The 14,503-nt window shown below is 65.5% G+C and carries 14 protein-coding genes; 8 read left to right on the forward strand and 6 right to left on the reverse strand.

Features of this window, described 5'->3' with window-relative positions; translation table 11 throughout:
- Positions 1-151 precede the first annotated feature (151 nt).
- The 3 genes from uvrB to AC3WMA_RS22640 all read left to right on the forward strand — a co-directional run bounded on the left by uvrB (position 152) and on the right by AC3WMA_RS22640 (position 4,431).
- Positions 152-2,851, forward strand: coding sequence for an excinuclease ABC subunit UvrB (uvrB, locus tag AC3WMA_RS22630; RefSeq protein ID WP_492287582.1), 2,700 nt, complete (start codon positions 152-154; stop codon positions 2,849-2,851).
- A 332-nt stretch (positions 2,852-3,183) separates the two neighbouring features.
- A complete protein-coding gene (locus AC3WMA_RS22635; RefSeq protein WP_492287583.1) occupies positions 3,184-3,855 on the forward strand; it encodes a hypothetical protein in 672 nt (223 codons plus the stop codon).
- A 156-nt stretch (positions 3,856-4,011) separates the two neighbouring features.
- The gene (locus tag AC3WMA_RS22640) at positions 4,012-4,431 is read left to right on the forward strand and encodes a DUF2267 domain-containing protein (protein WP_492287584.1); all 420 of its coding nucleotides are present in this window, start codon (positions 4,012-4,014) and stop codon (positions 4,429-4,431) included.
- A 3-nt stretch (positions 4,432-4,434) separates the two neighbouring features.
- On the opposite strand, the gene AC3WMA_RS22645 is transcribed toward AC3WMA_RS22640, so the two are convergent.
- Positions 4,435-4,932 (reverse strand): GNAT family N-acetyltransferase, encoded by a 498-nt coding sequence (locus AC3WMA_RS22645; protein WP_492287585.1) that lies wholly within the window; start codon positions 4,930-4,932, stop codon positions 4,435-4,437.
- A 610-nt stretch (positions 4,933-5,542) separates the two neighbouring features.
- Here AC3WMA_RS22645 and AC3WMA_RS22650 point away from each other — a divergent pair.
- Both AC3WMA_RS22650 and AC3WMA_RS22655 read left to right on the forward strand, forming a co-directional pair.
- Entirely contained in the window at positions 5,543-5,929 is a 387-nt protein-coding gene (locus AC3WMA_RS22650; RefSeq protein WP_091858370.1) for a DUF6152 family protein, read from the forward strand.
- Positions 5,930-5,931: 2 nt separating this feature from the next.
- Positions 5,932-6,405: a DUF6644 family protein gene (locus tag AC3WMA_RS22655; RefSeq protein ID WP_492287586.1), complete on the forward strand. Its 474-nt coding sequence runs from the start codon at positions 5,932-5,934 to the stop codon at positions 6,403-6,405.
- Between the two features lie 59 nt (positions 6,406-6,464).
- Here AC3WMA_RS22655 and AC3WMA_RS22660 read toward each other — a convergent pair whose 3' ends face one another.
- The 5 genes from AC3WMA_RS22660 to AC3WMA_RS22680 form a co-directional block, all read right to left on the reverse strand.
- On the reverse strand, positions 6,465-6,914 hold the full coding sequence (locus AC3WMA_RS22660; RefSeq protein ID WP_492287587.1) for an NUDIX hydrolase: 450 nt from the start codon (positions 6,912-6,914) through the stop codon (positions 6,465-6,467).
- Between the two features lie 120 nt (positions 6,915-7,034).
- Complete coding sequence (nhaA, locus tag AC3WMA_RS22665; protein ID WP_492287588.1) at positions 7,035-8,246, reverse strand: Na+/H+ antiporter NhaA; 1,212 nt, start codon at positions 8,244-8,246, stop codon at positions 7,035-7,037.
- A gap of 82 nt (positions 8,247-8,328) precedes the next feature.
- Positions 8,329-8,715 (reverse strand): c-type cytochrome, encoded by a 387-nt coding sequence (locus AC3WMA_RS22670; RefSeq protein ID WP_492287589.1) that lies wholly within the window; start codon positions 8,713-8,715, stop codon positions 8,329-8,331.
- An 88-nt stretch (positions 8,716-8,803) separates the two neighbouring features.
- Positions 8,804-9,619 (reverse strand): alpha/beta fold hydrolase, encoded by an 816-nt coding sequence (locus AC3WMA_RS22675; RefSeq protein ID WP_336814035.1) that lies wholly within the window; start codon positions 9,617-9,619, stop codon positions 8,804-8,806.
- Positions 9,620-9,918: 299 nt separating this feature from the next.
- On the reverse strand, positions 9,919-10,626 hold the full coding sequence (locus AC3WMA_RS22680; RefSeq protein WP_492287590.1) for a GntR family transcriptional regulator: 708 nt from the start codon (positions 10,624-10,626) through the stop codon (positions 9,919-9,921).
- 244 nt (positions 10,627-10,870) lie between these two features.
- Here AC3WMA_RS22680 and AC3WMA_RS22685 point away from each other — a divergent pair, with 244 nt between their 5' ends.
- The 3 genes from AC3WMA_RS22685 (at position 10,871) to AC3WMA_RS22695 (ending at position 14,486) form a co-directional block, all read left to right on the forward strand.
- Positions 10,871-12,439 (forward strand): ABC transporter substrate-binding protein, encoded by a 1,569-nt coding sequence (locus AC3WMA_RS22685; protein WP_492287591.1) that lies wholly within the window; start codon positions 10,871-10,873, stop codon positions 12,437-12,439.
- A 129-nt stretch (positions 12,440-12,568) separates the two neighbouring features.
- Complete coding sequence (locus AC3WMA_RS22690) at positions 12,569-13,561, forward strand: ABC transporter permease (protein ID WP_454658456.1); 993 nt, start codon at positions 12,569-12,571, stop codon at positions 13,559-13,561.
- Positions 13,551-14,486, forward strand: a complete 936-nt coding sequence (locus AC3WMA_RS22695) for an ABC transporter permease (RefSeq protein ID WP_492287592.1) — start codon at positions 13,551-13,553, stop codon at positions 14,484-14,486. The genes AC3WMA_RS22690 and AC3WMA_RS22695 overlap by 11 nt, the downstream gene beginning before the upstream one ends.
- The last annotated feature ends 17 nt before the right edge of the window (positions 14,487-14,503 follow it).

The raw sequence follows: 14,503 nt of genomic DNA on the forward strand, positions 1-14,503 counted from the left end.
CCCCGACATGGCCCATCTCCACAGGTTGAATTTGAAAATAACATGCAATCTAAGATTGCATATCTCGATCCTGTCAACTCCTGTCACCAATCATGCCGGCAGGGCGTCGCGCCCTCTCGCATCATCGCGCGTTCCGCCCCATATTGCGGCCATGCCGAAAAGCTCCGACACCACCGCGACCAAGCCCAAGGCTGCGAAGAAGCCCTCGTCGGCGCGCACGCCGAACTCCAAGGCGACGAAGCCCGAGCTGAAGCCGCTCGAAGGCTATCTCGCCGACCTGCTGAATCCTGCGATCAACCGCGGCACGGCGGTGCCCGGCGGCGCCTCCGGCTTCAGCGACCAGCCGCAGGCCGGTTACGAGGCCAAGCCGAGCTATGCACTGGAACGGCCCGGCGGCGAGGAGAGGCCGAAGCGCAAGCTTTCCAAGAAGGCGGATTCCGCCTTCATCGGCGCCGAGGGCGCGGCCGCCGCGACGGCGAGCTCGCTGCAGCATCTCTTGGAGACCGGCAGCCCCTTCATCCAGCCCGGCAAGCCCTGGACGCCGCACCGGCCCGAACGCCCCGAGAAGTCGGAGGGCGGCATCGCCTTCACGATGAAGTCGGACTTCTCTCCCTCAGGCGACCAGCCGACCGCGATCGCCGATCTCGTCGACGGCATCCGCCGGCAGGAGCGCGACCAGGTCCTGCTCGGCGTCACCGGCTCGGGCAAGACCTTCACCATGGCCAAGGTGATCGAGGAGACGCAGCGCCCGGCGCTGATCCTCGCCCCGAACAAGACGCTGGCGGCGCAGCTCTACGGGGAGTTCAAGAGCTTCTTCCCCGACAACGCGGTCGAGTACTTCGTCTCCTATTACGACTATTACCAGCCGGAGGCCTATGTCCCGCGCTCGGACACCTATATCGAGAAGGAGTCCTCGATCAACGAGCAGATCGACCGCATGCGCCACTCGGCGACGCGCTCCCTGCTCGAACGCGACGACGTGATCATCGTCGCCTCGGTGTCCTGCATCTACGGTATCGGCTCGGTCGAGACCTATACGGCGATGACCTTCTCGGTGAAGCTCGGTGAGCGCATCGAGCAGCGCCAGCTCATCGCCGATCTCGTCGCGCTCCAGTACAAGCGCACCCAGCACGATTTCGCTCGCGGCACCTTCCGCGTCCGCGGCGACGTCATCGAGCTCTACCCGGCGCACTATGAGGACCGCGCCTGGCGCATCGGCCTGTTCGGCGACGAGGTCGAGTCGATCTCCGAATTCGACCCGCTGACCGGCCAGAAGACCGGCGAGCTCGAATTCATCAAGGTCTACGGCAATTCGCACTACACCACGCCGCGCCCGACGCTGACCCAGGCCGTGAAGTCGATCAAGGAGGAGCTCAAGGCCCGCCTCGACGAACTCAACCGCATGGGCCGCTTCCTGGAGGCGCAAAGGCTCGACCAGCGCTGCACCTTCGACATCGAGATGATCGAGGCCACCGGCTCCTGCAACGGCATCGAGAACTATTCGCGCTATCTCACCGGCCGCAAGCCGGGCGAGCCGCCGCCGACCCTGTTCGAATACCTGCCCGACAACGCGCTGGTCTTCACCGACGAGAGCCATGTCTCCGTGCCGCAGATCGGCGGCATGTACCGGGGCGACTTCCGCCGCAAGGCGACGCTGGCCGAATACGGCTTCCGCCTGCCGTCCTGCATGGACAACCGGCCGCTGCGCTTCGAGGAATGGGACGCGATGCGGCCCCAGTCGGTGCATGTCTCGGCCACGCCCGGCGGCTGGGAGATGGAGCAGACCGGCGGCGTCTTCACCGAGCAGGTCATCCGCCCGACCGGGCTGATCGACCCGCCGGTCGAGATCAGGCCCGCCAAGCATCAGGTCGCGGACCTGCTCGACGAGGTCAAGGAGGTCACCGAGAAGGGCTACCGCACCCTCGTCACCGTGCTGACCAAGCGCATGGCCGAGGACCTGACCGAGTACCTGCACGAGAACGGCGTGCGCGTGCGCTACATGCACTCGGATATCGACACGATCGAGCGCATCGAGATCCTGCGCGACCTGCGCCTCGGCGCCTTCGACGTTCTGGTCGGCATCAACCTGCTGCGCGAGGGCCTCGACATCCCCGAATGCGGCTTCGTCGCCATTCTCGATGCCGACAAGGAGGGCTTCCTGCGCTCCGAGACCTCGCTGATCCAGACCATCGGCCGCGCCGCCCGTAACGTCGACGGCAAGGTCATCCTCTATGCCGACCACATCACCGGCTCGATGGAGCGGGCGATGGCGGAGACCAACCGCCGCCGCGAGAAGCAGGTCGCCTATAACGAGGCGAACGGCATCACGCCGCAGACGATCAAGCGCGCCATCGGCGACATCCTCGGCTCGGTCTATGAGCGCGACCATGTCACGGTCGACAAGGGGCTGGTGACGCCGGCCTCGGGCCACAATCTCAAGGCCGCGATCGCCGATCTCGAAAAGCGCATGCGCGAGGCCGCGGCCGATCTCGAATTCGAGACGGCGGCCCGCCTGCGCGACGAGATCAAGCGCCTGCAGGCGACGGAGCTGGCGATCAGCGACGACCCGCTTGCCCGCCAGAGCGATGTCGAGGCCTCCGCCGGCAAATACAAGGGCGAGCGCTCTTACGGCTCCAGCGCCAACCTGCCGCCCACCCGCGCCCGCAAGCCCACGGACGAGGACATGGGCCCGCATAACTGGGGCGGCGGCGAGGGCAAGCCGAAAGCCGGCGAGAAGCCGAACCCGCTGCTGACCGGCACCTCACGGGTGCGGAAGCCGACCCTGGACGAGATGGGCCCGGTGCCGGAATCGCGGCCTAAGGGGGCGGGGGAGAGAAGGCGGCGGAGGTAGACAGTCTCTAACGATACCCACGAAATGGTATCGAATTGGGATTCACAAATCATAGCGGCGGTGTTATTCACACCGCCGCTGGTCTCTATCGCTAGATGCCCACGCTAAGCCGCCGTACCCGTGCCTGGGTCGGCGGCTTTCTCATTTCGCCCGTGCCGCGTTCGTGAGCGTAACATCGGCAAGAGCAACCCTCCTGATTCGCATCGGAGCCTCCTTCTTCGCAGTTCTGGCTTAGGAGGGGCGTGTCGTCAATCCCTTGTCCTCATATGTCTGTGGGCTTCCTGTGGGGAGGTGTATGTGCTATGCCGTCGAGATGGGGAAAGGGGTCTTCGATGCCGCCTGAAACAGATGTCCTTCTTACCATCGGCGATGTGCGCAGATGGATTGAAGAACGCAAAAAGATCGAGGTTCGGCTTAGCGAGCTGAATCGCCTAATATCAGCTATTGAGCTTATCTTGCCGCCAGAAATGTTGGCCAGTGTCGCGCAAGATAAAAGCATTAATGAGAAATCGAAGGCTGATTTGCCTTCATGGGTTCGCGGTTTTCTGATCGCTGCAAATGAAGTCGTCGCTTATCGAGATTTGATGGCTGCCGCGGAGCGTTCAGAATTTGGCGACCGTGTGCGGCGCAATGCCAACTCCGTTTACAACACTGTCTCGCGGATGGTCGACCGAGGGGAGATTAAGCGGCGGGGTAAAGGTCTAATTGCAGCCGATGTTTATGATCGACTGATGACGAAGGGCGCCGATCCGTTTGCTGGATATGAGGAGGAGGAGGCTGCGCCCGATATTGTGAGAAAGATCATAAAGGGTCGATCTGTAGGGGAAGAAATGAGCACCTCGGAGATGGGGCAGGCCATACGGGCTCATCCTGCGCTCGGAGAAAAAATTCAACGAAATCCGCAGTATGGATATACGTTGCTAGGTCGCATGGTAAAACGAGGTCAGTTAGGCCGGAACGATTCAGGTTACTATGACGCTGAAGGTGTGGAGGGGGGCAGTTAACAAGGATTTCCATTTCTGCAATCTGAGTGGCCTCAGATTATCTGCGGTGTACTCCGCTATGAGGGATAAGAGAGGCGTGCATAGCCCGCACAGGTGCTCATCGCCGGAACGAACTGAACCATGACGGGAGGAGCGTCATCACCTATCCTCCGCCCCGTGACCGTCCCCTCAACCTTCGTCCACGCCTCGCGCGATCTCGAACGCTTCCTGCTCGATGCGCGCGATGAGCTTGGCCATGCCACCACGCATCAGACCTGGCAGTCGGTGCTGGCTGTGCTCGTCACTTTCCGGGCGCGCCTGACGCCGGCCGAGGGGTTCGCCTTCGCCGACGCGCTGCCGCCGCTGCTCGCGGCGATGGTCTTGCAGGGCTGGGAGGTCGGCCAACCGCCAAGGCCCTTCGCCGATCGCGCGGCGCTAACGCGGGAGGCGATGGCCTTTCGCGGCGACCACAGCATCCTGCCCGAAAGCGGCATCGCTGATGTCGCCCGGGCGCTGCGGCGGCATGTCGATCCGCAAGCCTTCGAGCGCGCGCTGGCCAAGTTGCCGCCGGGCGCGCGGGAATTCTGGGCGGTCTGAGCCTCAAGCCCCGTCGAAAGCCGTGTGATAGCGCACCGTGCCGGCCGGTAGCTCCGCGCCGAAACCGAGGCGCATGAAGTATTCCGGGGGCACGCCTTCCAGCACCAGCGCCGGATCGTTGGCGAAGCCGAAGCGGCCGTAATAGGCGGGGTCGCCGAGCAGCACACAGCCACCGGCGCCCATCTCGCGCAGGCGTCGCAGGCTCTCGCGGATCAGGCCCGAGCCGATGCCGCCGCGCTGCCGGCCCGGCCGCACCGAGACCGGTCCGAGCCCGAACCAGCCGCGCTCCGCACCGTCGATCGTCACCGGCGAGAAGGCGACATGGCCGACGATCTCGTCGCCCTCGACGGCGACGAGCGAGAGCGTCAGCGCTCCGGCCGCGCGTAGGGCATCGACGATCGCCGCTTCGGTGCCGCTGCTATGCGGCGCCGTCGCGAAGGCCTCCGTGGTCAGGGCGCGGATGGCGTCGGAATCTGCGGGCTGTTCGGGTCGGATTTGCATGAGGGGCTTATGCCATGCCGGTGTGGCCGATGAAAACTAATCCCCGCCCGCGCGGCCCATGCCTATCCTCGGCCCACCTCACCCCGAGGGGCGGCCATCCGGAGGCATGCTGCATGGCGGGGCGGGGGCGGCGCCCTGCGGCCGGGTTTGCACCCCGGACTCGGGAGGCTGCGGGAACCGCCCTGGGCGTACTACGGCGCCTGTGCGAGGAGCTCGCTGGAAGGCTCGGGATATCCGAGGCCGGACGCGGAACGGGTGACGAGGCGATGAGCCGAACTGATCCGTGAAGCGCCGGGCCTACGGAACTCCGACCGTATAAGCGCGGCCCGTGGCTTTCAAATCGCCGGCAAGCGGAGCGCCACGTGGCGTGCGGAGGGTGGCTCAATCCCTCCGCGCCGCATCCTGGCTCAATGGAAGCGGCAAGATATCCCGCGCCTCGCGGCGCTCCGCTGCCCCTCATTCTCCCCGCACGCGGCGACACGGGCGGCCGCAGGCGCTTGCGTGTTCCTGAGCGGGTCAACGCAGATGTGATGGCCGGGCTGCAACCCGGCCGTGGCAGGCTGGTTGTGGAGAGGCGCGCGGCTTGCGCGCCCGAGCAGGGAGACGTTGCATGACGATGCTGAACCGCCGCCGCCTTCCCGTCCTTCTCGCCGGCCTTGCCGCCACCGTCGCGCTGCCGGCTTTGGCGCATCACGGCTGGGCCTGGGCCGAGGGCGAGCAGATGACGCTCAAGGGCAAGATCAGCAAGATCTCGATGGCCCCGCCGCATCCGATGCTGATGGTCGAGTCCGAGGGCAAGCTCTGGCAGGTCGATCTCGGCAATCCCAACCAGACCGAACGCTCCGGCTTCCGCGGCGACACGGCCAAGCCCGGCGATGCCATCACCGCGCTCGGCAACCGCCATCTCGACAAGACCAAGCTGCACATGAAGGCCGTGCGCATCACCCTCGCCGGCAAGGATTACGACATGTACCCGGAGCGCATTCGGACCAATTGAGTGTGACGAGTCTGATCGAAGCGCTGGGGCATTGGCCGGGCGCGCTGTTGCTGCAGCGCTCCGGCGCCGCCTATCTCGTCGTCAGTGCCGCCCATATCCTCGGCATCGGCCTGCTCGTCGGCGCAATCCTGCCGCTCGATCTCCGATTGATCGGCCTGCTGCGCGGCGCCCCGCTCGCCGTGCTCGCGCCCTTCCTGACGCGCGCCGCCGCCTTCGGCCTCTCGCTGGCGCTGTTGACCGGCGCCTGGCTCTTTACGGTGAAGCCCGCGGAATATGCGGGCAATCCCGCCTTCCTCGCCAAGCTCGCCCTGCTCGCGCTGGCGCTCGGCAATATCGCGCTCCAGCATCGGGGCAGGGCGCTGGCGGAGGCGCTCGCGACGGACCGGGTGCCGCTCAGGGTGCGGGCGAGCGCATTCGCGTCCTTCACGCTCTGGCTTGCGGTGCTGCTGGCGGGGCGCTGGATCGGTTTCGTCTAGAGCCATTCCAGCAAAAGTGCGTAGCGGTTTTGCGTCCGGAATTGCGTAAAAACAAAGGTCTAAGCCGCGACGGCGAGCTGCGTGTCGAGCTTGCGGATCGCGGTGCTGAGCTCTGGCTCGTCGACGATATCGGCAGCGTCGGCCAGCTTGAACCAGTGCAGGTCGCGCTGGTGCTGTTCGGCCCAGCTGTCGAGCTGCTTCTCGACTTCGAGCAGGTAGAGCTTGACCTCACAGAGCGCGAAATGATCGCTCATCCGCTTCCAGTAGGTGTAGCGCCCGGCCGGCTTCTCGCTGACGCGGCCGACGACGCCGGCCTCCTCATAGGCCTCGCGCGCGGCGGCGTCGCGGTCCTTGAGGCCTTTCATCGGCCAGCCCTTGGGCACGATCCAGCGGCGCGTGGTGCGCGAGGTGACGAGCAGGATTTCAGTCGAGCCGTCGGCGGCGTGGCGGATCGGCATGGCGGCGATCTGCGACCGCTTCTCCCCCGGTTTCCGCTTGGCCTTCTTCATCGACGCTGAGAGCCCTTCCTCGGCTGCACATTCGTCCGGCTCCGAATCACAGATGTTCGCCGGAGCGAATAAATATTGCATCGATTCGGAAAAATGGAAGAGGCGTTCCGCTGAATCGCATCAGCCTTTCGATTCGTGCATGCCCTGGGTGTGGACATCCTGCGGTTGTGACAAGCGCAGCAGGAGCCAGCCGCCGATGCCGGAAATGAGCGAGCCGGCGATTACGCCGATCTTCGTCTGGCTCTGCAGCGCTTCCGACTCGGGGAAGGCGAGGAGACCGATGAACAGGCTCATGGTGAAGCCGATGCCGCAGAGCAGGGCGATGCCGTAGAACTGCGCCCAGGAGGCGCGGGCCGGCAGGTCGGCGAAGCCGGTGCGGATCGCCAGCCAGCTGAAGCCGAACACGCCGATCTGCTTGCCGAGGAAGAGCCCGAGCATGATGCCGAGCGGCACCGGCGCGGCCAGTGTCGACAGGCCGAGCCCGCTGAAGGAGACGCCGGCATTGGCGAAGCCGAAGATGGGGATGACCAGGAAGGCGACGTAAGGGTGCAGGCCGTGCTCCAGCCGGTGCAATGGCGAATTGGCGTCGTCGGGCCTGGCCGGGGAGGGCTTGAGCGGGATCGTGAGGGCCAGCGCCACGCCAGCCAGCGTCGCATGCACGCCGGATTTCAGCGTGAAGACCCAGAGCGCGACGCCGAGCAGGAGATAGGGGCCGAGCCGAGTCACGCCGAAGCGGTTCAGCAGCGTGAGCGCGACCAGCGTCGCTGCCGCGAGGCCGAGATGGAGGCCGGACAGGCCGGCCGTGTAGAACATCGCGATGATGATCACCGCGCCGAGATCGTCGAGGATGGCGAGCGCCGTCAGGAAGACCTTGAGCGAGGCCGGCACGCGCGGGCCGAGCAGCGAGAGCACGCCGAGCGCGAAGGCGATGTCGGTCGCGGTCGGGATCGCCCAGCCGCGCAGGCTCTCAGGCGCGCCGAGATTGAAGGCGACATAGATCAGAGCGGGAGCGACCATGCCGCCGAGCGCGGCGAAGCCGGGCAGAACGCGGCGGCTCCAGCTCGAGAGCTGGCCGTCGAGCATCTCGCGCTTGATCTCCAGCCCGACGAGCAGGAAGAACACCGCCATCAGCGCGTCGTTGATCCAGTGCAGGACCGAAAGCCCGAGCACATAGCTCTTAAGCGCGCCGAAATAGAAGGGCGCCAGCGGCGAGTTGGCGATGACGAGGGCGAGCGCCGCAACCACCATCAGGATGATGCCGCCGGCGGCCTCGCTATGCAGGAAATCCCGCAAGGCGGAAACGGGGCGGGTCCGGTGGGCGGCGCCGGTCATCAGGTTCTCCTCTATCGATCGAGCGAGGAGAAATACGACAGGCGGCCGCCCAAGACCAAGTTTGCCGATGCCGCAGGCGGAATCAGAGCTTCTTGCCGTCCTTGTCGAACTGCTTGAGGAAGGCGATCAGGTCCTTGATCTCCTTCTCGCTCTTGATGCCGACGAAGATCATCTTGGTGCCGGGGATCTTGGTCCTGGGATCCTTGATGTAGTCGGTGAAGGTCGCCTCGTCCCAGGTCAGGCCGGAATTCTTGTTGGCGTTCGAATAGCTGTAGCCCTCGACCGCGCCGGAATGCCGGCCGATCAATCCATTGAGCTCGGGGCCGACGAGATTGCGCGCGCCTTCGCCGACCTGATGGCAGGCCCGGCACTTGGCGAAGGAGCGCTCGCCGGCCGAGATGTCCTGTGCCGTGGCAGGCTGGGCAAGGAGGGGAAGCAGGAGGACAAGGCCGGAGAGAATGGCTCGCATGATCACGTCTTTCGACTTGGAGACATTCTCAACTTAATGCCGAGATGCGCAGCGGCGGCATGAGCCATTTCGCCGCGCGGCGTCTTGGTCAGAGCTCGCCGATCCACTCCGCCACGGTCGCGGTGAAGGCATCGGGGCGCGAGACCGGGAAGAGGTGTCCGCCGGTTTCCATGATCGCGCGGCGGCAGCCGGGCAGGGCGGCGGCAAGCGCTTCCTGATGATAGACGGGCACGACCATGTCGTCGCGCGTGCCGAGCACGAGCACCGGCATCATCAGCGAGTCGATATCGGCGGTGCCGTCGAAGGCGAGCAGCGCGTCGAGGCGCTCGCGTGTGATCGTCCGGGCGTGTTCACTCACCGGCGCGGCCTCGATCGCGGCATCGTAGATGTGCCAGTTCGCCTCGATCCAGCGCGGCTGGTAGCCGCTGAGCACCGAGGTCGCGGCATAGGCATAGGGGTCGCAGGCGAGGATTGCGCGCCGCGCGCCGAAGACGGCGTTGAGATAGCGGCCGGACTTGAGCCAGCTCGCGCTCAGGATCAGACCGTCGAGCCGTCCGGGCGCAAGCTTGGCGATGGCCTGCGCGATGCAGCCGCCGGTCGAGTGGCCGAGCACCACGGCCCGCGAGACGCCGGCCGCGTCGAGAACGGCGAGGCTGTCCTGCGCCAGCAACTCGATGGTGCAGGGCGCTTCACCGCGCGTGCTGGCGCCGATGCCGCGCTGGTCGAAGCGGATGACCTGGAAGGAACGCGAGAGCGTCGCGGCGATATCGCTCCAGAAGGCGGCGCTGCCGCTGAGCCCGCTGACCAGCAGCAATGGCTGGCCATGCCCTTCCTTGAAGGCGTGCAGCACGGCGCCGTCCGGCGTCTCGACCTTGAAGTCGGTGATGTCCGTGGTGGCCGTCATGCGTCACCTCGCGGATGGAGATGCCGAATGCTGCGCAGCCCGCGCATGATTCCGTCCATGGCCCCATCCTCCCTGGAATAGTGGGTCGCCCGCCCTGATCGCTCGGTCTTGATTGGCCGATGGGATCGCTTCGTGTCAGGATGGCGCATCGATCCCGCCCCCGCCATGGCTTGAGCGCAGGGGGCGCAATGTTCTTGACGCAGATCAAATAGACCAAAGACTAATTGGCCTGCGTCTGGTGCATGTCTTTGTGCGCGATGCGGCGGGCTGCCGGGATGTCGCTAGGCTCGGTTACGGGGTCAGGACGGGTTCAAGCCTTCGCTGAGGGCGTAGGGCGCGAGCACGTCGCGAATGTCGCGTTCGACGCGGGGCGTCAGCAATGCGCGGGTGACCACGGCCCGCAGGTGGTGGTCCATCAGGTCGGCTGCCCGGGTGGCGTCGCCGGCACGCAGCGCATCGATCAATTGCCGGTGCTCGGAGACGGCGCATTCGCTGGAATGCGGGCGCCCGTAGATCGCCAGGATCAGCGAGCAGCGCGAGGAGGCTTCCTGAACATAGCGCAGCAGCAGCGCGTTGCCGGTCATCTTGGCGAGCTTGATGTGGAATTCGCCGGAGAGGCGGATCGATTCCGGTCCGTCCTGCTCATGCGCCTTCTCTTCCTGGCGGACATGGGCTTCCAGCTCGGCGACCTGGGCGGGGGTGATGCGGCCGGCCAGGCTTTCGGCCACGAGCCGTTCGAGCCCGCGCCGGACCTCGAACACGTCGCGGGCCTCTTCCAGCGTGGGATAGGCCACCGAAGCGCCGCGATTGGGCTTGAGCTCGACGAGCCCCTCGACGGCGAGCCGCCCGAAGGCTTCGCGGACCAGGGTGCGGCTGACGCCGAGCTGCTCGCCGATCGAATCCTCCGGCAGCTTCATGCCGGGCTTCAGCGCCTGCTCGATGATCGCCCGGCGCAGCGCCCGATAGACGGATTCGGCGCGCAGAACCGGGGCTCGCTTCTCGGCCATCGTGGCTTTCCCTCGTGCAGGAACGGTCTTGTCCGGGGGTGTCAATGTCACGATAGCGGGCTCCGCGCCAGTTTCCGCTTGTGTTCAATAATCGCATACAATACGCTTCTCATATCGTATGCAAGTATGCCTGATAATCGCACACGAAAATGGCGCGCAAAGCGCCAGGTGCATAACGGGACGGCAGAACGCGATCGAGACTCGGCACCGCCGCGGGCGTGCCGATGCAAAAGGGGAGAAGTCGATGAAGAAGGCCTGGTTGCTGGCGGCCGTCGCCGCTTTTGCGCTCACCGGTGCGGCGGAAGCCAAGACGCTGAAATGGGGCGCGTCACGCGAGATCGCCTCGCTCGATCCCTATTCCTACGGCGAGACGTTCACGCTGTCCGTGCTGAACCACGTCTATGAGGGGCTGGTCCGCTATACCGGCGATCTCAAGATCGAGCCGGCCCTGGCCGAGTCCTGGGAGACGGTGTCGCCGACCGTCTGGCGCTTCAAGCTGCGCCAGGGCGTCAAGTTCCACAACGGCAACCCCTTCACCGCGGACGACGTTCTCGCCTCGCTGGCCCGCGTCACCCACGAGACCTCGCCGCTCAAGGGCAACCTGCCGGCCTATAAGAGCTCGAAGAAGATCGACGACTACACGATCGAGCTCGAGGTCAACGGCCCCTATCCGCTGCTGCTCAACGACCTCACCAACATCTTCATCTTCGACAAGGAGTGGATGGAGGCGAACAACTCGCTGCTCCCGACCGATTCCGGCAAGGGCGTGAAGGGCTACGCCACCGACAACGCCAACGGCACCGGCCCGTTCAAGGTCGAGAGCCGCCGTGCCGATTCCAAGACGGTCTTCGTCAAGAACGCCGCCTGGTGGGACAAGCCGAAGCACAATATCGACGTGATCGAGTTCTCGCCGATCACCTCGTCCTCGACCCGCGTCGCGGCGCTGCTCTCGGGCGAGATCGACTACACCAACGTCGCCCCGTTGCAGGACCTGCCGCGCCTCTCCGCCTCGCCTGACGTCAAGGTGCTGCAGACCAACGAACTGCGCTCGGTCTTCTTCGCGCTCAATCTCGGCGACAAGCTGATCGAGAGCGACGTGAAGGACAAAAACCCCTTCAAGGACATCCGGGTACGCGAGGCGCTCTATCGCGCCATCGACATCGACGCGGTGCACAAGCGTGCCATGCGCGGCTTGTCGCGCAATACCGGCGCCCTCGTCGCCCCGGCGATCCCCGGCTACGAGCCCTCGCAGGACGAGCGCCTGCCCTTCGACCTGAACGGCGCCAAGAAGTTGCTGGCCGATGCCGGTTATCCCAATGGCTTCTCGTTCCAGATCAACTGCCAGAGCGACTCCCTCGTCAACGAGGAGGAGTTCTGCCAGGCGGTCGCGGCGATGTGGTCGCGCGCGGGCTTCAAGCCGAACCTCAGCATGGCCCCGCGCAGCCAGCAGACGCCGAAGCGCGTCAAGGGCGAGTTCGACGTCATCTCCTTCGGCTGGGCCAACGAGCCGATGATCGACGCTTACTCCCTGCTGGTCCAGGTGCTGCGCTCCAAGAGCGGCACCGGCGGCGTCTTCAACTGGGGCAACTGGGGCGATCCGCGCATCGACGCGCTGATCGACAAGGCCGGCGTCGAACTCGATACGCCCAAGCGCATCGAGATGATGAAGGAAGCGCTCAAGATCGCCAAGCAGGAGCAGCTCTTCATCCCGCTGCACCAGCAGCCGATGGCCTGGGCGATGCGCAACACCGTCGCCTCGACCGTGCAGGCCTCGGACAACAAGCCGCGGCTCTGGCTGACCATGATGAAGTGAGGCTGCCGCGGTCCAACCGTCATGGCCGGGCTTGACCCCCGGCCATTTCGGCAACCAGCGCCTTCTCCTGAAGTTCCCGGGTTCTCGCATCGCGAAGCCCGGGAATGACGCCGGAACGCAGGAGTTCCCATGCCGGCCTTTCTCTTCAAGCGACTGCTCAACGCCGCCGGCGTGATGCTGGCGGTGGCGTTTCTCGCCTTCCTGATCTTCCGCTTCGTCGGCGACCCCGTCGAGCTGATGCTGAACGAACAGGCGAGCCAGCAGCAGCGCGACGAATTGCGCGTCCGCCTCGGCCTCGACAAGGGCTTCGTGCTGCAATACGCGACCTTCGTCGGCAACGCCGTGCGCGGCGATTTCGGCATCTCCTACCGCAACCAGCAGGACGTCTTCACGCTGATCTCGGAGCGCTTCCCGGCGACCTTCGAGCTCGTGCTGGTCGCGACCTTCCTGTCGCTCGCCGTCGGCGTTCCCCTGGGCGTCTACACTGCGATCCGGCGAGACAGTTTCCTCGCCAAGACCCTGCAGTTCGTCTCAGTGCTCGGAGTGTCGCTGCCGAGCTTCGCGCTCGGCATCCTGTTCATCCTGATCTTCTCGGTGACGCTGCAATGGCTGCCGGCTTTCGGGCGCGGCGAGGTCGTGCAGATCGGCTGGTGGAGCACCGGCTTCTTGACCGCGTCGGGCCGCAAGGCGCTGATCCTGCCCGGCATCACGCTTTCGCTCTTCCAGATCACGCTGGTGATGCGCCTCGTTCGCGCAGAGATGCTGGAGACCATGCGCACCGACTTCATCCGCTTTGCCCGGGCGCGCGGCCTGCCGTCCCGCGCCGTCCATTTCGGCCACGCGCTGCGCAACTGCCTGATGCCGGTCATCACCGTCACCGGCCTGCAGATCGGCAACCTCATCGCCTTCGCGCTGGTCACCGAGACGGTGTTCCAGTGGCCGGGCATGGGCATGCTCTTCGTCCAGGCCGTGACCTTCGTCGATATTCCGGTGATGGCGGCCTATCTGATCGTTGTCTCCTTCATCTTCGTCACGCTGAACACGCTGGTCGACCTGACCTATGCCTGGGTCGATCCGCGCCTGCGCGAGGACGCGCTGACGGGAGGCGCCAATGCCCGCTGACACCGTGAAGAAACCCGGCCGCCTGCGCCGCTTCCTCGACAGCGATATCGGCTGGAGCTTCTGCCACACGCCGGTCGCCTGGCTCTCGACGCTGGTGCTGGCGCTGCTCGTCCTGACCGCGCTCTTCGCGCCGCTGATCGCGCCGCAGAACCCTTATGATCTCGCGCAGATCTTCATCGACAAGGCCGAAATCCCGCCGATCTGGCAGAATGGCGGTGAATGGCCCTTCCTGCTCGGCACTGATCCGCAGGGCCGCGACGTGCTCTCGGCCATCCTCTACGGTTCGCGCATCTCGCTGATCATCGGCTTTTCCGCCGTCGTCGTCTCGATGCTGATCGGCGTCTCGATCGGGCTCACCGCCGGCTTCTATGGCGGGCGCGTCGACAACCTGCTGATGCGGCTCGGCGACACCGTGCTCTCGATCCCGACCCTGCTGATGGCGATCCTGGTCTCGGCGATCTTCCGCGAGATGCTGCCGCCGGCCCTGCGCGAGCCCTTCTCCGCCGTGGTGTTGGTGCTGTCGATCGCGCTGACCAGCTGGGTCCAGTATGCCCGCACCGTGCGCGCGCTGACCATGGTCGAGCGCCGCAAGGAATACGTCCTCGCCGCCCGCATCATCAAGGTGCCGGCGACGCGGATCATGGGCCGCCATATCCTGCCCAATACGATGACGCCGGTGCTGGTCTCGGCGACGCTCAGTCTCGGCCTCGCGATCCTCTCGGAGGCGACGCTGTCCTTCCTCGGCGTCGGCATGCCGATCACCCAGCCCTCATTGGGCACGCTGATCCGCATCGGCAACCAGTACCTGTTCTCCGGCTCCTGGTGGCTCGTCGTCTTCCCCTCACTGCAGCTCGGCCTGATCGTGCTCTCGGTCAACCTGCTCGGCGACTGGCTGCGCGACGCGCTGAACCCGAAGCTGCGCTGACCATCATAAGAAACCAC

Source organism: Allobosea sp. FW305-C-101 (assembly GCF_058783685.1).